The organism is Sorangiineae bacterium MSr11367, assembly GCA_037157805.1.
Taxonomy (GTDB): domain Bacteria; phylum Myxococcota_A; class Polyangia; order Polyangiales; family Polyangiaceae; genus Pendulispora; species Pendulispora rubella.
In genome coordinates this window covers 8,731,814-8,751,216 of sequence record CP089983.1, presented here as the reverse complement: position 1 = coordinate 8,751,216, position 19,403 = coordinate 8,731,814, and the positions used below count along the sequence as shown (strand labels likewise).

The following is a 19,403-nucleotide window of genomic DNA, read 5'->3' as shown; positions in this document are numbered from 1 at the left end:
CGAACGATGGAATACGAAATAGCCGGCAATAGCGATTTGGCACTGCGGTTGCTCATGGTCATCGTCATGGATGACATGCGGAAATTGTTCGTTTGCACGACGCTGCTCATGATTCTCCTGTTGGCGAGGCGGAGCAGTCCGGCGCTGGATTTTTCGTCGGAGTACGAGTTGCCGATCCAGGTCGCGCAGGAAGCGTCGAAATGACATTTGCGAAGGATGCAGAGATCTTCGCGCCGCGAAACGTGATGGCGTGGCTGTTGTTCTCGCTGACCGCAGGTAGCGTGAACGCGGGCGCCTTCATGGCGTGCCGCAATTTCGTCAGCCACGTGACCGGCACCATCACGTCGCTGGGCGTCGAGTTTGGCGAATCCTGGCTCGCGCTCAAGTACATGCTGGTTTTCGCCGCCTTTTTCGGCGGTGCGGCCATTGCCGCCTTGGTGACGGTGACCCTGCGTCTGAGGGACAAGCAGCAGATCGTCGTCCCCATGCTGCTCGTGTTCCTCGTGTTGCTCTCGGTGGCGGCGGCGGGGCACGGCGGGCTGTTCGGGCCTTTCGGGCTCGAGGAGCCAACATCGGGCTCGTTCGTCCTTCTTTCACTCCTTGCGGCGGCGATGGGGATTCAGAATTCGGCCATCGGACTCGCGACGTCGAATGCCATCCGCACCACGCACGCGACGGGGCCGGTCACCGATCTGGCGGTCAACGTCGTTCGCGCGATGCTCGGCACGAAGGAGGCGAGTGCGCGCGAATGGAAATGGGCACTTCTGCGATCGGCAAAATTGACCATGTTCATCGGCGGAGCGCTGGTCACCACGCGGTATGCGTCGATATTGGAATACCGCACGTTCACCATTTCGGCCATGTTCCTCCTGGCCGGTGTGGTGCTGACCGGGCTATCGGAGGTGACCCGGGTCGGAGATCAATCGGTGCGCTTGTAAACCGAGGGCGAGTAGCCGTGCCGCCTCAGGAGATCGTAAAAGTCGGTGCGGTTTCGCCCGGCCAGACGCGCCGCCGACGACACGTTGCCCGATGTTCGCGAGAGCACGACATCGAGGTAGGCGCGTTCGAAGGCGTCGCGTGCATCGCGCAGGGCAGGGAAGGTCTGCGCGCTGGCGGTGACGTACGGATCGAGAACCTGGCGCGCGCGGGTCGAAAAATCCTCGAGCACCGACTGCGCCGGCGATTCCCCCATGGTCACCCCCGGCAGATGCTCCACCTTGAGCTCGCCGCCGTGCCCGGCCAAAACCGCCGCCTCCATGACATTGGCCAGCTCGCGCACGTTGCCCGGCCATGGATGCTCGAACAGTGCAGCCCGCGCCGCATCGCCGATGCGCGGGACGCTGAATCGATAGCGGGCGGCCGCGCGCTCGAGGAACATCTCTGCCAGCAGCAGGATATCTTCTTTGCGCTCACGCAACGATGGCATCGTGACCGGAACGACATGAAGACGGTAAAAAAGATCTTCTCGAAAGCGCCGCTCGAGCACCTCTTGGCGTAGATCGCGGTTGGTCGCCGCGACGATGCGAACGTTCGCATCCTGCTCGGTCGTGGAGCCCACGGGCGTATACCGCTTCTCCTGAAGGACGCGCAGGAGCTTTGCTTGCACGGCGGGCGGAGCCTCGGCAATCTCGTCGAGAAAGAGCGTGCCCTTGTTGGCCGCGCCGAAGAGTCCCTCGCGGTTGGCCGTGGCGCCGGTGAATGCGCCTTTGGTATGGCCGAACAGCGTGCTTTCCAGCAGCTCGGGCGCGAGTCCCGCGCAGTTGACCGCAATGAACGGTTCATGGGCCCGCCGCGAGAGCGCATGGAACGAACGCGCCACGAGCTCCTTGCCGGTGCCGGACTCGCCGAGGATGAGGACGCTCGCATCGGTGGGCGCCACGCGCGCGATGATCTCGCGAATGCGCTCGATGGCGGGGCTGACGCCTACCAAGCGAGCATCTTCGAGCCCATCGCCGATGACCCGGCGGAGCCCGGCAATCTCCCTTCGCAAGCGGCTGCTCTCGATGGCATGGCCAATTTTCTCGAGCAGATCGTGATCCAGAAACGGCTTGGTGACGAAACCGAAGGCGCCTTTTCGGATGGACTCCACAGCGGTGTCGATGGTGCCGTGGGCGGTGAGCACGATCACCGGCACGTCGGGCGAGCGCTTGGCGATGCCATCGAGCACTTCGAAGCCGTCTTCCTGCCCCAGCCGAAGGTCGAGCAGCACCGTGTCCACGTACTCGCTTCCGATCCGTCGAAGCGCACCCTTCACCGTGTGTTCGACCGAGACGCGATGTCCCTTCGCTTCGAGCCGCAGCGACACGAGCTCACAGAGCTCGATGTCGTCGTCGACGAGTAGGATGTGCGGTTCTTTCGACGTGTCGTTCGCCCCGCCCTGCGTGCGTTCAGTCATGAATCTCTCGGAGAGGTGCCAGAAGAAATCGAAAGCTCGATGCGGATGGTGGTGCCCGTCCGATCGGAGCGCAGAATCGTCAACAGGCCCCCGTGAGCACGGGCCACCTCCTTAGCAAACGAGAGCCCCAGTCCTATTCCAGCAGGACGACCAACATTGGGAATATCGGCGGCACCGAAAGGACGAAATGCGAAATCTTTTGCTTTTGCGGTGAAGCCCGGGCCCTCGTCCACGACATCGATGAAGGCGCGATCGTCCTTCATCGACAACGAGCGCTCGATGCGCACCGTCTGGCCGCGCCGTGAAACGGACACGGCATTTCGAATCAGATTGGCCACCGCCCGTTCCATCAGCGCGGAATCGAGATCCATGGGTGGAATCGAGCCGCGCCTGGCCACTTCGAACTCCACGCCGCGCTCGTTTGCTTCGGCGCGCTCTCCTTCGAGGGCGGCTTGGATGATGCGATCGAGACGACAGGCCGCCTCGAGCTTGAGCGCCATTCCCGAATTCAGTCGCGACATGTCGAGGAGGGCATTGACCAGTTGCACTTCGCGCTCACACGCGCGGTTGGCCAGGGTGAGCACGCGAAGTTGGCGCTCGTTGAGCGGCCCGCACGTTCCGTCGAACAAGAGCCCGAGCGCCTCGCGCAAGCGGGCCAACGGCGAGCGAAGCTCGTGCGAGACATTGGCCAGAAAGGATTGCTTCAAGCGATCGAGCTCGGCCAACCGCTCGCGCGTTCGTTCGAGGTCACGCCAGAGGTCTTCGATTTCGCGCGGGCCCGCCACCTTCGGAATCGGCGCGAAATCGCCTTCGCCGATGCGCATCGTCTCCGCTGCGAGCCGGCGCATCGGGTCGGAAATGCTTCGCGCCGTGGAGCGTGCGATCAGCACCGCGGCCAAGGCACCCACGGTGGCGACGCCGAAGGCACCGATGGCGGTCCAAATGCCGATACCTCGGGAGTGCTCTTCTTTTTGTGACAGATCGGCGTGCAGGTCGTGGACGAGGTCCATCCAAGCATCGGTGAGCTCCTCGTCCAGCGCGGTCCGTTGTGCGTCGGTGTTGGGCGCGAGGGCGAAGGCACAGGTGTCACCCGAGGTGGCTCGATCGGCCAAATCGAGGTAGCGCTCGGCTGCGGTCCGCAACCGAAGCGGCGCGTGCACCCTGTACTTGTCCAAGATCGCGTTCAGGCGATCACGCGCCAAAAGCACGGAGCGATGGACGTCGACTTCCTGGCGTTCGCTCTGGCACTCGAAGTGCGCGTGGCGCAATGCCACTTCGACCTGCCAAGCCGAGCGGTGAATTTCTTCCTCGGCGTCGACGCTCGAAAGGTACTGATCGCGAATTTCCGTAATGATGCCCAACATGCGAATCACGCCTTGAAGCGTGACCAACAGCGCAATCACCAGCAGCGCGACGAGTATTCCGTGATTGACCGCCAGACGGGTCGATATGGGCAGGCGACGCGACATCCTCGAAGGGGTACGTAGCATCCGCGCCGCACGCGTGCATAGGTTCGAGGTCGATGTCGGCGCACGCCAACGAGCGTGTCTGTTCGAGCCGACACGTATTCGTTGCAGCGCTCGAGCTCAGAATCGGTGATTCAATGCGACGAGCCGCCGGTACGCGCGAGTTCGCAGGCCAGCCACTCGCCGAGTTTGGTGCGCTCGTCGGCGGAGGGGCGGGGGCCGCTCGGAGGCATCGTCTCGTTCTTGGAGCTCGGTCCGAACGCGGCAAACTGATCGACGTGGTTGCCAACGTCGAGAATGCCGGTGAGCGAGTCGAAGTCGTGGAACGCGGGGGCGCCGTTGCGTGCACTGCCCGAGAGGGTGCTGCTGTGGCACCGCGTGCAGTACGACTCCATGAAGGTGCGGCCGAAGTTCTCGTAGGTCAGCGTGCTGCGCGACGGGCAGGTGGCGCCCGAAGGGGGACCGATTTGTCCGTCCCCGGGGTGGGTATGCCCATCCCCGTCGTCGTGCGAATCGCTGCCGCATGCGATGAACGCGGGCACCGCGACCGCAACCACGAGCAACGCGAAGAGTCGAGAAGGATTCGCCATTTGAGCGAACTCTAGCAGAACCAGGGTGGCCCGGGTGTGGCAGATTGTCGCGACCTTACGGTTGCGTAAGGTTCGGATTTCGAGGCCGCTCTGGGCATAGAGTTACTCTGCGTGCGTGTGCTCGTCGTCGAAGAGGATGCGAAGCTCGGGGGTCTGCTGACGCGGGGGCTCTCGTCGCAGGGCTACGTGGTGACCTTGGCTCGCTCGGTGGAGGAGACACACTCCCGGGCATACGACGATGTGGACTTGGCCATCGTCGACTGGATGCTGCCCGATGGCGATGGCCTCGAAGTGTGTACGATGCTCCGGCGTGACGAGTTCGAAGGGCCCATTTTGATGCTGACGGCCCGCGGGGAGACGCGCGGCGACGTGCATGCGCTGGATCTCGGCGCGGACGATTACCTGACGAAGCCGATCGACCTCGACGAACTTCTGGTGCGGCTCCGTGCGCTCACGCGCAGCGCGAAGCACGAGTTGGATATCGGTCCGTTGCACATCGACGTAGCCAGACGATATGCGTTTGCGCGCGGCCGTCTCTTGAACCTGACGGCACGGGAGTTCGATGTGCTGCTGTACCTCGCGCGGCGCGCGGGGACGCCCGTCGCGAAAGCCGAGCTTTTGGACGACGTGTGGCACACGGAGGAAGTCGTCCCCAATGTCGTCGAAGAGAACGTGGGCCGGCTTCGCGACAAGCTCGGAGCCGATGCCGAGCTGCTCGAGACGGTGCGCGGCCACGGCTATCGCGTCAAGAACGAGCCATGAAGTCACTCCAAATAGTGCACGATGGATGTGTCGAGCGACGTGGAGGCGAGGCATAAGACGCTGGTGAGCTCCGACTCCGTCAGCCGGTGTTGGGTGCGCAAGAACACACGAATACAGTGCGCCAGGCGTCCATGGGCGGCGCGCAGCCAACGCGCTGCGCTCGCGGGGTGAACCCCATAGACCTTTCCGAGCGCACGCACCGAAAGGCCATCGACGAACGCGAAGCGAAGGAGCAGTCGCTCCTGGATGTCCAACTCGCGTACGCCCGCGACGAGAGCCTCGCGAAACACCAGCCCATACTCGGCGCGCATGAGATCGAGCTCGGGATTTCCTGGCGCGGTCACCAGGAGATCGGCCTCGGCATGGCCCTCGAGCAGCGTTTCGACGGGGGCCGTTCGTCGCTGGTTCAACAGCGTGCGCAACGCGACGATTCGCACCCACGTCTTGAGGGCACTCTTTCCTCCGTACGCGAGAATTTTGGGCCGCTCGCCTCCGAAAAGGCGCAACCACACCATCTGAAGTGCATCGTCTCGGGGCGGTGACGACGCTCCCAGTCGTTGCACCACGGCCTCGACCTCGCCCGCGCACATGCGTTCGAACGCGTCCAGTGCACGGCGATGTCCTAAAGCGCACGCGCAGGCGAGATAGAGCGATGTCGTATCGAGGGCGCCGACGCCTTTCGGTTCATTCTGGCGCGCTTCGACGTATTCGCGAAAGTCGTTCAGGGTGACGCGGAACTCCGGCCAAGCCGCGCTGGCGACCCGGTGGGCCTCCGTCCATTGCGTTTCATCGAATAACGATTCCGCTGGCGCCATCAAATGCCTCGATCGCGTATGTGTCAGTGAGTTCTCTGCGATGCATGAATCAATTCGTGCGACAGCAGCCGGAACCAACTGTCTAATCCAGTAGAGACCGGAGTCGAGCGATGCAGGTACCCGTGTTCCGGCCTTCCGGCTTGAGTGCCTTCGTTTGCGTTCATTTATTAGGAAATTTTCTTAATTAGAAAAGGAGGTTCGTTGCGATGCATTCGTCGACCAGAACGACTGCGCTCTGCATCCTTGGCGTGGCGGGATTCGCCTTGGTCTTGCTTCACTGTCGAATTAGCGCCGAGTCGGCGGGCGATGCACCCGCAGCATCGACGCAGGCGGCGGTCGTCGGCGACAGTCTTCGACTCCAGGATGGCTGGTCGATCCGCTCGTCGGCCGAGGAAACCCGGGACGGTGCTGCACTGTCCCGCGTTGGCGTCGATGCATCGCACTGGCTTCCCACGCGTGTTCCGAGCACCGTCGTCGCCGCGCAAGTGGCCCACGGCGACCTGCCCGATCCGTACTTCGGGACGAATCTGCGCAATATCCCCGGCTCTCGGGACTTCGAGTACCAGGGCAAGACCGACAATGCGTCCTTTTACGACATGGAGGATACGAATCCGTACAAAGTGCCCTGGTGGTATCGAACGGAGTTCGAGTTGCCCGCAGGGCGGGAGCATGTCTGGCTTCACTTCGATGGCATCAACTACCGTGCGAACATCTGGCTGAATGGGCAGAAGATTGCCGGTGACGACGATGTTGCGGGCTCCTACCGTCGATACGACCTCGATGTCACCGAGATCGCAAAACGCGGGCGGCGCAACGCGCTCGCCGTGCAGGTCTACGCGCCTCGGAAAAACGACCTAGCTCCCAGCCATATCGATTGGCATCCCATGGCGGGCGACAAGAACATGGGAATTTGGCAGGACGTGTACGTCACCTCCAGCGGTCCGGTCACGGTGCGAAGTCCATTCGTGGTATCGCGCGTACCCGATACGCGACAGGCACGGTTGACCGTAAATGCCGAGGTTACCAACGTGACCGGCGCGCCGTTGACGACGACATTGGATACGACCATCGATGACATTCATGTCTCGGAGACCGTGTCGCTCGCGGCGCACGAGACGAAGAAGGTGAGCCTGACCCCCGAGGAACACGAAGAATTGGTCCTCGATTCACCGGACCTCTGGTGGCCCTATCAGCTGGGGACTCCCACGTTGCACGATTTGACCATGACCGCCACGGTCGAAGGCAGGGTTTCCGACCGTGCCATCCGTCGCTTCGGCATTCGCGAAGTGACCATGACGATGGTCGACGGCAAGTGGGCCCGCTATGCGATCAATGGCACGCCGTTGATGATTCGCGGTGCCGGTTACAATTCCGAGATCCTCTTTCGTTTCTCCAACGAACGCGACGAGAGGGAAATGCGGCTGGTGAAAGACATGGGGCTGAATACCATTCGCCTCGAAGGAAAGCTCGCCAACGACCATTTGTTCGACGTGACCGATCGCGAGGGCATTCTGGTCATGGCCGGCTGGGAATGCTGCAGCGTGTGGGAATACTGGCGTGACGACGGCGTGCACGATCTCTCTTGGAATCGGCAGAATTACCAAATTGCCGCCGCCTCGCTCGAGAGCCAGCTTTTGCGCCTGCGCGGCCGTCCGAGCGTCATCTCGTGGCTCTATGGGAGTGATAGCCACCCGCCGGAGGACATCGAGAAGATGTACCTCGGTGTGATTCGCGACACGCCCGACGGCGTCTTCTGGGACGACCTGGGGATGACCGACAACGACGTGGTGGAGGTCACCTACGAGTGGACGGAGGAAGGGGACCCGGATCCCGACGGCAACGAGGGGATGAACCTCGAGGGGGCGCGCCCGTTCCGTTGGCTGCCGGCGAGGTTCGAAACTCGATGACATAGTCGGGGAAGGTCGGGCAAATGTCGGCGTAAGAGGTCGCGAGGAGATCCCTGTCATGCGCACTTCCCGCTTCGCCTCTTGGTCGGCATTGTCGATTTCGAGCCTATTTCTCGTAGCCTGCTCACCCGATCGCCCTGCGCCCGACGGCAAGGACGACTCCCGCATCGAGCCCGCGAAGGCGCCTTCGCTGGCCGCAGCCGTGGCGGCGCGAAGCGCGTCATCGACTGTCGCCATAGGCCTTGGTCATGCCCTCGGGATGGGCGTTAACCTTACGAGCGGTACGCAGGCGCAACTTCAAGCACTCAACCTGGTCACCGGGGCCGAAATGACCCAGCAGGCGGAGTGGTCCTCCTCGTCGCCTGCCATCGTAAGCGTGTCCAACGAGACGGGGACGAAGGGCGCGGTGGTTGCCGGGCAGCCAGGTCTTGCCACTGTGCATGCGCAGGTCCTTGGTGAGACGGTGGACCTCCACGTTCTCGTTACCGAGCGAGCCATCGTGGGCCTGTCGATATCCGTGCCGCGTCCCGCGGTCGCACCCGGGCGGACTATGCCGCTCAAAGCCATTGCCTCGTTCGACGACGCGAGCCAGTTGGACGTGACGTCGGCCGTTCGATGGACATCGGATGCCCTGGATATCGCGGAAATCGTCGAAGCCGAAGACGCCCCCGCGGTCGGCGGACGCGGCAGGGGCACGGGCTTCGTCACGGCGTACATCGCAAGGGCGAACGACTCATTCGGCACCGGGGTGCCCATTGCGGTCACCCCGGGCGCGGGCGACGAGGATCACGATGGCTACTTCGTCGAGGACGATTGCGACGACAGCGACCCCGCGCGATCCCCCGGAGCGCCGGAAATCCCCGGCAATGGGAAGGACGACAATTGCAATGGCACCATCGACGAAGCGTGCACCAACGGGATCGTGTGCACGGTGGTGCAACCTCCTCGTGACATTGCCGTCAACTACGGCTGGCAGGTGAGCGGTGCTGCCGAGCCCAATGCCGTGGTCACCGTGCGCGACGTGGCGGCCAGCCCGCCGAGATTGACGAACATCAACGTGGATGCCTCCGGGCATTTCTCCAAATACGGACTGCCGAGCCAACTCGCTATTTTGCAGACGGCCAAGGCGGGCAGTGCGCCCAGCGGCAAGATCTGGCAATGGCTCGGGACGGCGGCGGACGTGGCGCCGCCTCCCCCGGCGAAGGACGTCTCCTTCGCGAGCGAAGGCGATCGAACGATGGCCATCTCGGGCACCATCTTGCTTCACGCATCCGCGGGGGTGCGCAACCTCTCGCAGCAAGTCTGGCAGCCCGCCCAGAGCATCAGCAGCGGCTTTGCCCCGCGATTTCGTGCGACGCTGTTGGCGTCGCCTGGCGATTGGGTCGACATTCGATCCTCCTACGTCGGCGCGGCAACGCCGGGGCTCATCGTGCAGATACCCGGAGTGGATACCCGGCCGCCGGTGGCTCCGACGGTCGGTATCGATCAATACGATCCATATTATCCCAATATCGTAGGCCGCGGTGAGGCCCGTTCGAAGGTCACATTGCACAATACGCGTTCGCATACCGACATTCAGGTCATCGCCGACGATGATGGTCGATATTTTTACGGTGGCGGCCAGGCGATTTATCCCGGTGACTTCGTATTCGCGTGGGCCAACGATGGGACCTTGGATAGCCCCAAGGCGTCGACGCGCATCGCGGGCATCGATACGACGCATCCGTCCGTCGTCGAATCGCTGGCCATCACGGCCGCGACGGACGGCGTGGCCAAGGTCACCGGCCGGGTGGAAATTGGCGCGAGCGTCCGGGTCCACCGCAACGGCGCGTACGCGGTGACGGTGGATTCGACCTGGAACGGCGTCGACGACTTTGCCACCTTCGAGGCGCTCACGCCCGCCACGGGAGGCGATACGCTCCAGGTCATGGCGATCGACACGGCGGGGTTGTACTCGTTGCAGACGCCCATTTGGGTCCCTGCATCGGGCGATTCGCCTCCCGCACCGCGGCCGCAGGTCACGTACGAAGGGGGCCAATGGGTGGTGCGAGGCACGGCGCAGCCGAACGCGCAGCTTCACGTGTACAATGCAAGCTCACGCAGCGCGCTCGGATCCTCCACGGTGACCGATCCGGTGGGCAACATCGCACGCTTCGAAGGACCGCAGGTTGCCCAATCCGGAGACGTGCTGCTCGTTTGGGTCGAGGCAAATGGGCACCAGAGTGAGCGCGCCTTGGTCCTCGCGACGTACGGCGTGACCGAGAACCGTGCACCGCTGCCCGTCCTCGATGCACTTGCCAGCGAATCCCTCGATGGAATCACCATCGTGTCCGGTCGTTCGGAGATCAACGGCACCTTGGAGTTCTCCGTGGGCAGCGATCCCGTGAGCAGCACGGCCGACGTCATGTGGTCGGCCGCGACCACGGACACGATGGGGACCTTTTACGCCGCGGTTGCCGCACCGCCCGGCGCCACGATTCGCGTGACGCCGCTGGATTGGCAAGGGCTGCGCGGTGCGGAGACGGTGGTCACCGTCCCCCAGGACATGGGCCGCGTCCGGATCGCACCGCGCCAGTAGCGTCAGCAGGCTAACGCTTCGACGTATCCTTCATCAGCTCCGCAGGAGGCGGATCGCCGGTCAGCGTTTTCAGGAATGCTACCAGATCCTTCTCCTGCTGCGCGGTCATCGGCTCGTGGTTCAAGAGCGACTTGTCCAGTTTGCCGATACCCGACTTGCCGCCACCCTCGGCATAGAGGTGGACGACCTCCTCCAGCGTGGCGAAGCCTCCCGTATGCATGTACGGCGCCGTCTCGGCGATTTGGCGGAGTCCCGTCGTGCGGAATAGACCGGGCTCGGACTTTCCGACCCCTGCATTGAAGTCGGGCTGTTTGCCGAGTTTGTCCGTGCCGAAGGTGCGATCGTCGCTGTACGTACCGCTGCCGAGGAACGTCGCCGTGAGATTGCCGGTAATCGTCGCCGCGCGGCCGTTGTCCGTGGCGGGCACATGGGGCCCATTGCCCTGGGCAATGCCGATGTTGTGGTACTTGTTGTTCGTGAAGGCCGGGCCGGAGTGGCAGTCTTTGCAATAGCCATCTCCGACGAAAACCTTGTAGCCACGAATGGCCGAGTCACTGATGGCCTTCGCATCGCCCGCCACGTATCGGTCCCACGGCGCATTGCGACTCACCAGGAGCCGCTCGTACGCGGCGATGCTCTTGGCGAAGTTCACGAAAACGCGATTGATCTGATCGCGCTCGGCCTCGGTGAGGTCAGTCTCCCATGGGCCATTCGCTGCGGAGACGGAACCTTTGGGCATGGCCGAAAGTGGAAACGGCTTTGCGTTGGCGGGATCCAACCGAGCGGGCAGGGGACCGTACTCGGCCCCGAAGATGGCCTCGTACTCGGCCTTGTACTTCTTGTAGATCATGGACGCGACACGCATGCGGTCGGAGGCCATCTCGTTCGGGTTCTCGACCGGCCCGGTGGCCTGCATCCACGCCGAATCGGCGCGCCCATCGGTGAAGTACATCTCGTAGAATGCCGAATTGGTGACGGCGGGCGAGTGGCGCCCCGTCCAGTTCACGCCCAGGGACATGTTGTTGGGGCTCGAGCGCGTGTCGCTCCCCCACGGGAGCACGTGGCAGCTCGCGCATGCGACGCGCCCCGACTGGCCCGGCGAGCCGAGATCCGACGGCGTGACGAGCGGCCCCGAGTAGCCCGTCTCGAAATAGAACGCCTGCCCAAGGCGCGCCGCGTTCGGATTGTCGGCATATTTGTTGGTCGGATCGGGCGGCACGGCCGGAAGTGGCGATTGCGTCTTGGCTTGCACCCATTCTTCCGCGGTGAGCGTAGCGGCGGGCGCCGGTCGCTCATCCCCGGCATGGTCGCCGGTGTCGGGCTGGGGGCCGCTGGCAGGATCGTCACTGCTGCTGCTACACGCCGAGAAGAACGCAAGCCCGCTCGCCGATAGCACAGCGGTCATCAAATACGCATGCTTGAACATCGTCATGTCTCCCCCCACAACCCCGTTGTTCGATATGCGATGGCTCGTCAGTCGTCCAGATCCAGGACGGACACGGCCAGCGTTGCCACGTTCACGTCGGCGATGAGCCCTTGCGTATTCGATTCGAGATCGAGCTGCCAAGAAGGATCGCCAGCGGAATACTTGTTGTCACCATCGGCATCGGCGTACGCCTCGATGCGATAGGACGTCAGTTCGTCGATAATGCCAGGAATCGAGGCTTGGTAAGCCTCTCGGGCGGCAACGCCCTCGCGGTAAAGCCCGACGAGCCGTCCCGTGGCCACCTCGTGGACTCGAAATTCCATCATCTTCCCCACGAAGGCCCCGCTGCCGGCCACATTGAGCTGGCAAGGTAGGAGCGTGGCCGTGCTCGTGATGGCGGCCCCCCCTGGGTCGCGATTGATATCGACGAAGGCGTAGTCGTGAACGAAGTTGACTTCGTAGCGAGCGCCATCCACCAGCTTCACGTCCGCAGGCAGCGGATCGGTGAGCTCGCGTCTCCACGAGTGATCGTGCTCGGACACCGGCCCGTCCACGCCGCCGTATTGTGCGTCGTGGTTGTGGTCACTCCAGAAGTCGAGCCGATACGGCGGCGTCGTCCTCGGGAGCGCACCCTTCATGTAGAGGGTGAAATCGCGCGCGCTGACGTAGTGGTAGATGGCCTTGGTGAGCACGTTGTTCGTGTGGTCCAGAACGCGGACCTCGAAATCCTCGTGCATGTGGGAGGTCATGTGGCTCGCGGTGAACTTGATGTCCATCAGCGCGGACGATGACTCCGATGCCTGGTGGTACTTGTCGACGTCGATCGACATCGAGCAGGCCAACGAGCATGCCAGCACACTCAGGCCAGCGAACCTGTAGAGTCGATTGGTATTCATCAGAACCGCCCCCGGAGTTGAATGCCGCAGCCCGAGCCCGCACAGCCGCCCGATATCCACTTTTGTTGCGTGTTCCCCATCTGGCGGGAATGGCTCTTCGATTGGATCACGTACCAGACGACTGCTCCGCCGAGCATCACCCCTCCGCCGATGAGCGACACATCGGCGACCGTCGAAAGCGTGTTCACACTGCTGCGGTTGGAGTCGAGGTCGTAACTTCGCGGACAGGTATCATTCGGGCAATTGGAGTCGATGTCGCTCGCTTTGCTGCGCGCCATGATGCCCGTGATGACGCCCGCGCCGATGGCGACGAGCCCGGCGGTGCCCAACGCAATGGGGCCCACGAGCGACGGACGCGAAGGCTGCGAAGGCGGTTCGACCAATACGGTCGTGGGGAACGTGAACCGATGCGTGTTCTCCGATGCGGGCTCGATGCCCATCTCGAAGGGCACCGATTCGTTCTGTCCGCCTTGAATCTTGAACGAGTGCCTTCCAGGCCGCAGACGAACGGTGAGCTCGGTGCCCTCGAAGGGATACGAATTCACCACCGGGTTTCCTCGTCCCACGATGCGCGTGTCGACGAGCACGAACTTGCCCTTGTCCTTCACGGTTGCGTGGAACTTCGCCGACGTCCACGTGAGCGTCGACAGATCTTTCTGAATCTGAGCGCGTTCGCGCTCGTCCACCGACGGTGCGCTGTTCAGATATTCGGTATAGGCTTCGATGGCCTCGCCATCGCGCTCCAGGTGCATCGCACAGAAGCCGATGTTCCCGAGGATTTTCGGTGAACGAGAGAGCTCGTAGGCTTTGCGAAAGGCGAACAGCGCTTCCTCGTATCGGGCACCGTCGGGATCATCGAGCAAATTGACGCCCGCCTGAAATTGCTTGCGCGCTTCGGCGGTCGAGTCGCTTTGCTGCTCATTTTGCCCTTCCCCGGCAAAGGCTACGCTCTCGTGGAAGAGGCCCGCGGGGCCGCCCAACACGCATAGCGCCGAGACGAATATCCGTAAGCGTTGTCCCGTGGTCATCTTCCCCCTCCTCTTTCACGCCTCACTCACCGTCAATGCAAAACATCGTCCACAATGGGCGATTCTTGATTCGCTTTCGTTTCGGTGCAGGTCATCGCAGTCACCCCCGGTGCGCCGGCGCGTACCCAAGAGAGCAGCGTCTCGCGGGCTGCCGCCTCCATGGTTACGGGCGCGAGCGGCATCGCGTGCGACTCGAGCTGGGCGATCACGAGTTGGGCAATCGTGCTGCCATTGCGCCCGCGCCGCAGAATATCCGAACGCCTCACCAGCGGAAATGGCGCGTCGTTCTTCGTCGGTCGTGCGTGGCATTGCTGACAGGTCTTCTGCAACACGGCGCGTGGCGCGCACGGAATTTCGTTTTCGTCGTCCGGCCCGTCACGCACCGGACCGGCGGCAGGCTCGCTATCCGGATCCGATTCCGAAGAAGACGCCGACGAGCACGCCGACACGAGGCCGATCAGTGCGATGAGCAACGCAACTGCCTTTGATGGATTCACTTTCATAGTTCTCGCCGAAACACTCTGCCTGTGGATGATTCCGCCGGTGCAGCCGGTGATGCGCTCGGGGAGCTCGCGGCGCGGGCGGGCGAATTCTGGCCCTCGGCGGCCGGTTCCGGCGAAGCCGCAGGCGTTGCCGGTGGTCGCGCCGGCGGCGGTCGCACCGGGACCACGGGTATGGCTTTCGCTCGAACCGAAGCCGCGGGTATCGCCGGGGCTGCATTGGTCGCCTCGGGCGCGGGCATGGGGGCCACCACGGGAATCGGTGCGGCCGTCTGCTGCGGTGCCTCGACGGGAATGGGAGCAGGTGGCGTCTCCGTGGCACCCTTCACCCGCGTCGTGGTTCGGTCGGCGAGATGCTGCGACCGCAAGATCGCGACGCCGCTTGCCAAGAGAAGGCTGAAGGCCACGCCGCTGCCGATCATGGCCGCGATCGCGATGCCGGCCCACCCGCGAACCGCGCCCCGTCGTGGCTGCGCATTCGCATTCGGTTCGATGTGCGGTGCACCCGCGGAGAACGTCACGCCGCTCGAGGTCGTGCCCATTCGCAGGGCCGCGCTTTTCGTCTTGGAGCCGTCCGGCTCGGCGGCATCGCTGAGATCGAGCAGCCCATCACTATTTAGATAGCGAACTTGGCTATCGCCGAAATCGTGATTCCCCTCCGAGCGCGACGAGACCTTCGCGACCTGCGCTCGGATCTGCACTTGCAGCCTTTCGCGCGGCTCCTTGAAAAGTTCGCATACGATCTCGCGTACGTCTTGCTCGGTCACCAGGCGCTCGCTACGGATGAAGTCCTCGAGGGCCACGTGCATTTCGTGGGCCGTCTCGTACCGATTCGCCGGATCGCGTTCGAGCGCCTTGGCGAGCACCGTGGCGAGCTTTTCGGGCACCTCCGGATTGACGTCGGAGGCGCGCGGAATCTCCTTGTTCATCAAGTTGAGAAGCGTCTTGGCGGGCGTGTCCTCCGCCATGAGGCGTTGCCGCGTGACGGCCTCCCAGAGGCAGATCCCCATGGAGAAGAGATCCGCGCGCCGGTCGATTTTCTCGCTCAAGAGCTGCTCGGGCGCCATGAAGGCAACCTTGCCCTTGAAGACGCCATGCACGGTTTGGCTCGAGCCGACGGCCTTCGCGATGCCGAAGTCCACGACCTTCACGCGACCGTCGTAGGTCACCATGATGTTCTGTGGACTCACGTCGCGGTGGACCATTTGAAGCGGCGTACCGTCGAAGTCCGTGAGCTCGTGGGCATGATGCAAGCCCTCGAGTGCGCTCGAGCAGATTCGTGCCACGAACGCGGGGTCGAGGTTTCGCTTCTCGCGTCTAAGCCGCGTGATGATGCGTGAAAGCGGCTGTCCGTCCACGTACTCCATGGCAATGAAGTAGCAATTGCCTTCGGAGCCCGCTTCGAACGTCTGAATCACGTTCGGGTGATTCAGCCGCGCGGCGAGCCGCGCCTCGTTGATGAACATTTCGCGCGCTTCCGGTTCGCTCGCTTGCTCGTCGCGCAGGCGCTTCACGACGGCGAGCTTCGTGACGTTCATCCCATCGCGCGCAACTGCAAGATAGACGTCGGCCATTCCACCTGTACCGAGGCGCGCGAAGAGATGGTATCTCCCGAGAGAAAACGAGCGACGCTCCCCGAAGGCTTCCGCCGCACTCTCTGCCGTGTTCGTACTCACGATTCCCTCCCCGTCGCATTCGCCTGTACGCACTCGGAAGCGCGGCACTCCATGGCCCGCTTCTCGAGATGAACTACCTACTGCTAGTACGAAGTGCAGCACGCATGGACGCACGGACAAACAGTCCCGCGCGCCTTGCGGTTGAGTGCAAAGGCAACAGCAGAAAACCTTGCATTGGCTCTCTCACCTGCGAAAGTGATGCCTGCAGGCGATGCTGTGACGCTTTCCGAGAAAGAGCGTCATGCTCGATACGATGCGCGCAACGTTGGAGGAGTGGTGGGTGTTGGTGTGCCCAACACGCGATCAGCGCAACCTCCGAATTGGAAGGATTCAACGACCCAAGCACGCGGGGGAGCCGCAAATTGCCCAATGATTGCGCAAGGACTTGCGCAGCGAGAGCGTTGCCGGACCGATCGCATGACCGGCGTCAACCATGGATGCTTGGCATTCCTGAGCTACAGCGTTTACGAGCATTCGTGTGGTTGCGTTTCGAACCGCGAGGGAGCAAAAATGCTCGGTCAGGAGCCCCAAATGCGATTAGCCCTCACCAGCATTCGATTGGCAGCGGTTCTCGTATTTTCATGTTCATGCGGCCGTAATGCCGATTCGGGGGTAAATCGCAATTCGGAAGAACGCCTGGCCGCCGCCAATGGCACATTTCGCAATCCGCTGAACGGGGCGCCGGATCCGTACATGACGTATTACGCCGGGAATTACTACCTGGCCACCACGCAGTTCGACGTGCTTCGCCTGTGGAAAGCGTCCACCCTCGGCGAGCTGTTGACCGGAGAATCCCGTGTAGTTTGGCGCGACAGCGATGGTTCCCGCAATCGAGATATGTGGGCGCCGTCCGTGTATTTCATCGACGGGCGCTGGTACATTTACTACACGGCGGACGATGGCATCGACGATCACCATCGCCTGTACGTCGTCGAATCCGAGGGCGCGGACCCGTTCGGGCCCTACCATTTCAAAGGCAAGCTGGAGGCACCCGGCTCAGAAAATACGTGGGCCATCGATGCGGCGCTGCTGTTTCAGAACGGCAGAACGTACGTCGCGTGGAGCGGCAAGCAGGATGCGACGTACAATCTGCTTTTCATCGCACCCATGAGCAATCCGTGGACGATCTCGGGCCCGCGCACCTTCCTCGCGGGGTCGGGCGGCTGCCCCGAGGTGCGTGAGGCGCCGTCCTTCGTGCAGCACGGTGGGCGGACTTTTCTCGTGTACTCGGCATGCGATACGGGAAAACCCGATTATCAATTGTGGATGAAGAGCATTCCCGATACGGCCGACCCAACGGATGCAAGCCGCTGGCAGCAGCATCCAGCGTCCGTCTTCGCGCGCAACGATGCGACAGGCACCTGGGGCCCCGGCTCCAATGCCTTTTTCAAGAGCCCGGACGGAAGCGAGGATTGGTTCGTCTACCACGCCAAGAACACGACGGCGTTCACCTACGATGGGCGCACGACGCGGGCGCAGAAGCTCGGGTGGAATGCCGACGGCACGCCCCATTTCGGCGCGCCGCTGGCGGCAGGCGCCACCGCCGATTTGCCCTCGGGAGATCCCGGCGGCGGCCCTTATTGGATCAACGACACGGGGACCTCCAGCGGCGCGGGGTCGGTGCAGTTCAGCAGCGGGTGGACGGCATTTTCCACTTGCGGTGTGCAATGTTTTTGGGGCGACGACCACGGAAGCGCCCGCGCCGGGGCCACGGCAACGTTCACGTTCGAAGGAACTGGCATCGACCTTCTTTCCGTTCGGGATACGGGCAACGGCATTGCCGCGTTCTCGCTCGACGGCGGATCCGAAACGACGGCCGACTACTATGCATCGATCCGACAAGGCGAGCAGCTGGTCTACGCGAGCCCGCGCGTACCCTTCGGTCGCCACACGTTGCGTGTACGCGTGACGGGCAGCAAATCCCCAACCTCGACGGGGACTGCCATCAGCATCGATCGAGCCGAAGTTCACACGAGGTGATGGAACGAGCCTCTCATCGAGGCAGACGCAGATTCACGATTCCGTCGATGGCCGTGCGCGCAACCGTATTGGGCAAGGCGGGCACGATGGCACGGGCGGACTCGGGGACGTTTTTCGGATGGAGGATAGCGACCTGCACGGTGCGGGAGGCTTCATCGAGCAAGAAAAGGTAGTATCGATCGTCCCGCGCGCGCCGCCAAACGGGGCCGGTCGCCGTCTGGCGATGGTCGGCGTCAATCACCGCGCCGGCGGACATCGCCCGTAGACCGTTGGCATCGAGCAGGTCGGCGTCCGCGGGAAATTTCTCGATTCCGCACCCTTCGATTCCGCACACGGCGCCACCCAGCGAGCCAACTTGGTACGAGCGAATGCCCGTGCTGATGATATCGCGGTTTCCCCACTTGGGGCCCGATGCTTCGGCGACGACCTCGAACACGTTGATCTGCCCGCAACCATCGCCAACGGCACCATTGGTGTTGGCGAAACAATGGCAAGGATTGTATCCGGACCAACCATCGCGGGAGAGCTCCGAGGGGGCGATGCCCACCCAGGGTGAGTCCTGCTGGCGTTCGTCCTGCCCCGCGCGGTTGCAGCTGAGAGGCTTCATCTTGGGATCGTCGGCATAGGGCATCGATGCCAGAAGAACGACGAGCTTGGAGCCGGGCCAGCCATGGAAGTCGAGATCGGAGCCCGGACAATACGGATCGCTCCCGTGGCCGCACGGAAATGGCTTTTCCTGCATCGCAAAGAACGTGCAGCTATTGCCAAGTGTCCCGGAAAAGATCGTGCTCTTGTTCGGCCCCGAGAAATGGATGTTGTACGGCCGCTCGGGCGTGCGCCGGTCCCAGAAGGAGCGGATGGCCCACGGGCCCGTGCGGTCGGCAAGGGGCTGGTAGATGGCCATCTGTTTGACCTCCAGCGGTCCGTCGAGCACCATGGTGAGTTGCTCGTTGAAGGGGGTCAGCGCGTTGGACGTCACGGTGTGCTTGGTCCGGCAGCAAAACTGATCTCCCCATGGCTGGTGGATCATCTCCGATTGAACGTCGCACCGCGGATCGCCGGGCTCGGCTTCGATGACCCGTCCCCAATAGCCCGGCGCACCGATGTTGGTGAAGGTCATCGTCCCGCCGCGGGTGACGACACCCTCGTTGGTGGCGGTGGGCGGCGTGTGATCGGGGGCATGCGTATTTCCAAGGTCGCTCCACACGCCGGAATCCGGATTGCCGACCGGCGCAGGATTTTGCGGCGACCCGCCGGAATCGGGCCCTTCGCTGGACCCGGCCGGAGGATCGCTGGAGCTGCAGGCCACGATGGCGCTGCCACCGAGGGCCACGGCGATGGCGGCCGCGCGCAGATATCGAATCTTCGACGGAACGGTATTCAT

16 protein-coding genes are annotated in these 19,403 nt (G+C 63.1%); 6 read left to right on the top strand and 10 right to left on the bottom strand.

Translation table 11 applies throughout. The features are described from left to right. The first annotated feature begins 6 nt into the window (after positions 1 to 6). Both LVJ94_33765 and LVJ94_33760 read left to right on the top strand, forming a co-directional pair. Entirely contained in the window at positions 7 to 204 is a 198-nt protein-coding gene (locus tag LVJ94_33765) for a hypothetical protein (protein WXB01873.1), read from the top strand. Further along, on the top strand, positions 201 to 938 hold the full coding sequence (locus tag LVJ94_33760; GenBank protein WXB01872.1) for a DUF1275 domain-containing protein: 738 nt from the start codon (positions 201 to 203) through the stop codon (positions 936 to 938). Before LVJ94_33765 ends, LVJ94_33760 begins: the two co-directional genes overlap by 4 nt. Here the strand turns inward: LVJ94_33760 and LVJ94_33755 are convergent. The 3 genes from LVJ94_33755 to LVJ94_33745 form a co-directional block, all read right to left on the bottom strand. Continuing rightward, entirely contained in the window at positions 920 to 2,395 is a 1,476-nt protein-coding gene (locus LVJ94_33755) for a sigma-54 dependent transcriptional regulator (protein ID WXB01871.1), read from the bottom strand. The two genes, LVJ94_33760 and LVJ94_33755, sit on opposite strands and share 19 nt — an antisense overlap. Next, on the bottom strand, positions 2,392 to 3,864 hold the full coding sequence (locus LVJ94_33750; protein ID WXB01870.1) for a HAMP domain-containing histidine kinase: 1,473 nt from the start codon (positions 3,862 to 3,864) through the stop codon (positions 2,392 to 2,394). The genes LVJ94_33755 and LVJ94_33750 overlap by 4 nt, the downstream gene beginning before the upstream one ends. 131 nt (positions 3,865 to 3,995) lie before the next feature. Beyond that, positions 3,996 to 4,451, bottom strand: coding sequence for a hypothetical protein (locus LVJ94_33745; protein WXB01869.1), 456 nt, complete (start codon positions 4,449 to 4,451; stop codon positions 3,996 to 3,998). Positions 4,452 to 4,562: 111 nt separating this feature from the next. Between LVJ94_33745 and LVJ94_33740 the strand changes: the two genes are divergently transcribed. Then, positions 4,563 to 5,213, top strand: a complete 651-nt coding sequence (locus LVJ94_33740) for a response regulator transcription factor (GenBank protein ID WXB01868.1) — start codon at positions 4,563 to 4,565, stop codon at positions 5,211 to 5,213. A gap of 2 nt (positions 5,214 to 5,215) precedes the next feature. On the opposite strand, the gene LVJ94_33735 is transcribed toward LVJ94_33740, so the two are convergent. Further along, complete coding sequence (locus tag LVJ94_33735; GenBank protein ID WXB01867.1) at positions 5,216 to 6,028, bottom strand: hypothetical protein; 813 nt, start codon at positions 6,026 to 6,028, stop codon at positions 5,216 to 5,218. A gap of 206 nt (positions 6,029 to 6,234) precedes the next feature. Here LVJ94_33735 and LVJ94_33730 point away from each other — a divergent pair, with 206 nt between their 5' ends. Beyond that, complete coding sequence (locus LVJ94_33730) at positions 6,235 to 7,935, top strand: hypothetical protein (protein WXB01866.1); 1,701 nt, start codon at positions 6,235 to 6,237, stop codon at positions 7,933 to 7,935. A 58-nt stretch (positions 7,936 to 7,993) separates the two neighbouring features. Continuing rightward, positions 7,994 to 10,513, top strand: a complete 2,520-nt coding sequence (locus tag LVJ94_33725; GenBank protein WXB01865.1) for a putative metal-binding motif-containing protein — start codon at positions 7,994 to 7,996, stop codon at positions 10,511 to 10,513. A gap of 10 nt (positions 10,514 to 10,523) precedes the next feature. Here the strand turns inward: LVJ94_33725 and LVJ94_33720 are convergent, their stop codons facing one another. The 5 genes from LVJ94_33720 to LVJ94_33700 are packed head-to-tail and all read right to left on the bottom strand — an operon-like array spanning position 10,524 to position 16,039. Beyond that, positions 10,524 to 11,945, bottom strand: a complete 1,422-nt coding sequence (locus LVJ94_33720; protein WXB01864.1) for a hypothetical protein — start codon at positions 11,943 to 11,945, stop codon at positions 10,524 to 10,526. 41 nt (positions 11,946 to 11,986) lie between these two features. After that, positions 11,987 to 12,835: a hypothetical protein gene (locus LVJ94_33715; GenBank protein WXB01863.1), complete on the bottom strand. Its 849-nt coding sequence runs from the start codon at positions 12,833 to 12,835 to the stop codon at positions 11,987 to 11,989. Continuing rightward, positions 12,835 to 13,863 carry a hypothetical protein gene (locus tag LVJ94_33710; GenBank protein ID WXB01862.1) on the bottom strand — a complete coding sequence of 343 codons (1,029 nt, stop codon included), beginning with the start codon at positions 13,861 to 13,863 and terminating at the stop codon, positions 12,835 to 12,837. The genes LVJ94_33715 and LVJ94_33710 overlap by 1 nt, the downstream gene beginning before the upstream one ends. Positions 13,864 to 13,895: 32 nt before the next feature. Continuing rightward, positions 13,896 to 14,360, bottom strand: coding sequence for a hypothetical protein (locus LVJ94_33705; protein WXB01861.1), 465 nt, complete (start codon positions 14,358 to 14,360; stop codon positions 13,896 to 13,898). A gap of 2 nt (positions 14,361 to 14,362) precedes the next feature. Further along, a complete protein-coding gene (locus tag LVJ94_33700; protein ID WXB01860.1) occupies positions 14,363 to 16,039 on the bottom strand; it encodes a protein kinase in 1,677 nt (558 codons plus the stop codon). Positions 16,040 to 16,570: 531 nt separating this feature from the next. Between LVJ94_33700 and LVJ94_33695 the strand changes: the two genes are divergently transcribed. Beyond that, complete coding sequence (locus LVJ94_33695; GenBank protein WXB01859.1) at positions 16,571 to 18,019, top strand: glycoside hydrolase family 43 protein; 1,449 nt, start codon at positions 16,571 to 16,573, stop codon at positions 18,017 to 18,019. A 13-nt stretch (positions 18,020 to 18,032) separates the two neighbouring features. On the opposite strand, the gene LVJ94_33690 is transcribed toward LVJ94_33695, so the two are convergent. Then, entirely contained in the window at positions 18,033 to 19,403 is a 1,371-nt protein-coding gene (locus LVJ94_33690) for a DUF2403 domain-containing lipoprotein (protein ID WXB10770.1), read from the bottom strand.

Excerpts from the sequence above, each read along its gene's own strand:
- LVJ94_33760 (WXB01872.1), top strand. The coding sequence starts at position 201 with ATGACATTTGCGAAGGATGCAGAGATCTTCGCGCCGCGAAACGTGATG.
- LVJ94_33720 (WXB01864.1), bottom strand. The coding sequence starts at position 11,945 with ATGACGATGTTCAAGCATGCGTATTTGATGACCGCTGTGCTATCGGCG.
- LVJ94_33745 (WXB01869.1), bottom strand. The coding sequence starts at position 4,451 with ATGGCGAATCCTTCTCGACTCTTCGCGTTGCTCGTGGTTGCGGTCGCG.
- LVJ94_33765 (WXB01873.1), top strand. The coding sequence starts at position 7 with ATGGAATACGAAATAGCCGGCAATAGCGATTTGGCACTGCGGTTGCTC.
- LVJ94_33750 (WXB01870.1), bottom strand. The coding sequence starts at position 3,864 with ATGTCGCGTCGCCTGCCCATATCGACCCGTCTGGCGGTCAATCACGGA.
- LVJ94_33695 (WXB01859.1), top strand. The coding sequence starts at position 16,571 with ATGCGATTAGCCCTCACCAGCATTCGATTGGCAGCGGTTCTCGTATTT.
- LVJ94_33710 (WXB01862.1), bottom strand. The coding sequence starts at position 13,863 with ATGACCACGGGACAACGCTTACGGATATTCGTCTCGGCGCTATGCGTG.
- LVJ94_33690 (WXB10770.1), bottom strand. The coding sequence starts at position 19,403 with ATGAATACCGTTCCGTCGAAGATTCGATATCTGCGCGCGGCCGCCATC.
- LVJ94_33755 (WXB01871.1), bottom strand. The coding sequence starts at position 2,395 with ATGACTGAACGCACGCAGGGCGGGGCGAACGACACGTCGAAAGAACCG.
- LVJ94_33715 (WXB01863.1), bottom strand. The coding sequence starts at position 12,835 with ATGAATACCAATCGACTCTACAGGTTCGCTGGCCTGAGTGTGCTGGCA.
- LVJ94_33725 (WXB01865.1), top strand. The coding sequence starts at position 7,994 with ATGCGCACTTCCCGCTTCGCCTCTTGGTCGGCATTGTCGATTTCGAGC.
- LVJ94_33730 (WXB01866.1), top strand. The coding sequence starts at position 6,235 with ATGCATTCGTCGACCAGAACGACTGCGCTCTGCATCCTTGGCGTGGCG.
- LVJ94_33735 (WXB01867.1), bottom strand. The coding sequence starts at position 6,028 with ATGGCGCCAGCGGAATCGTTATTCGATGAAACGCAATGGACGGAGGCC.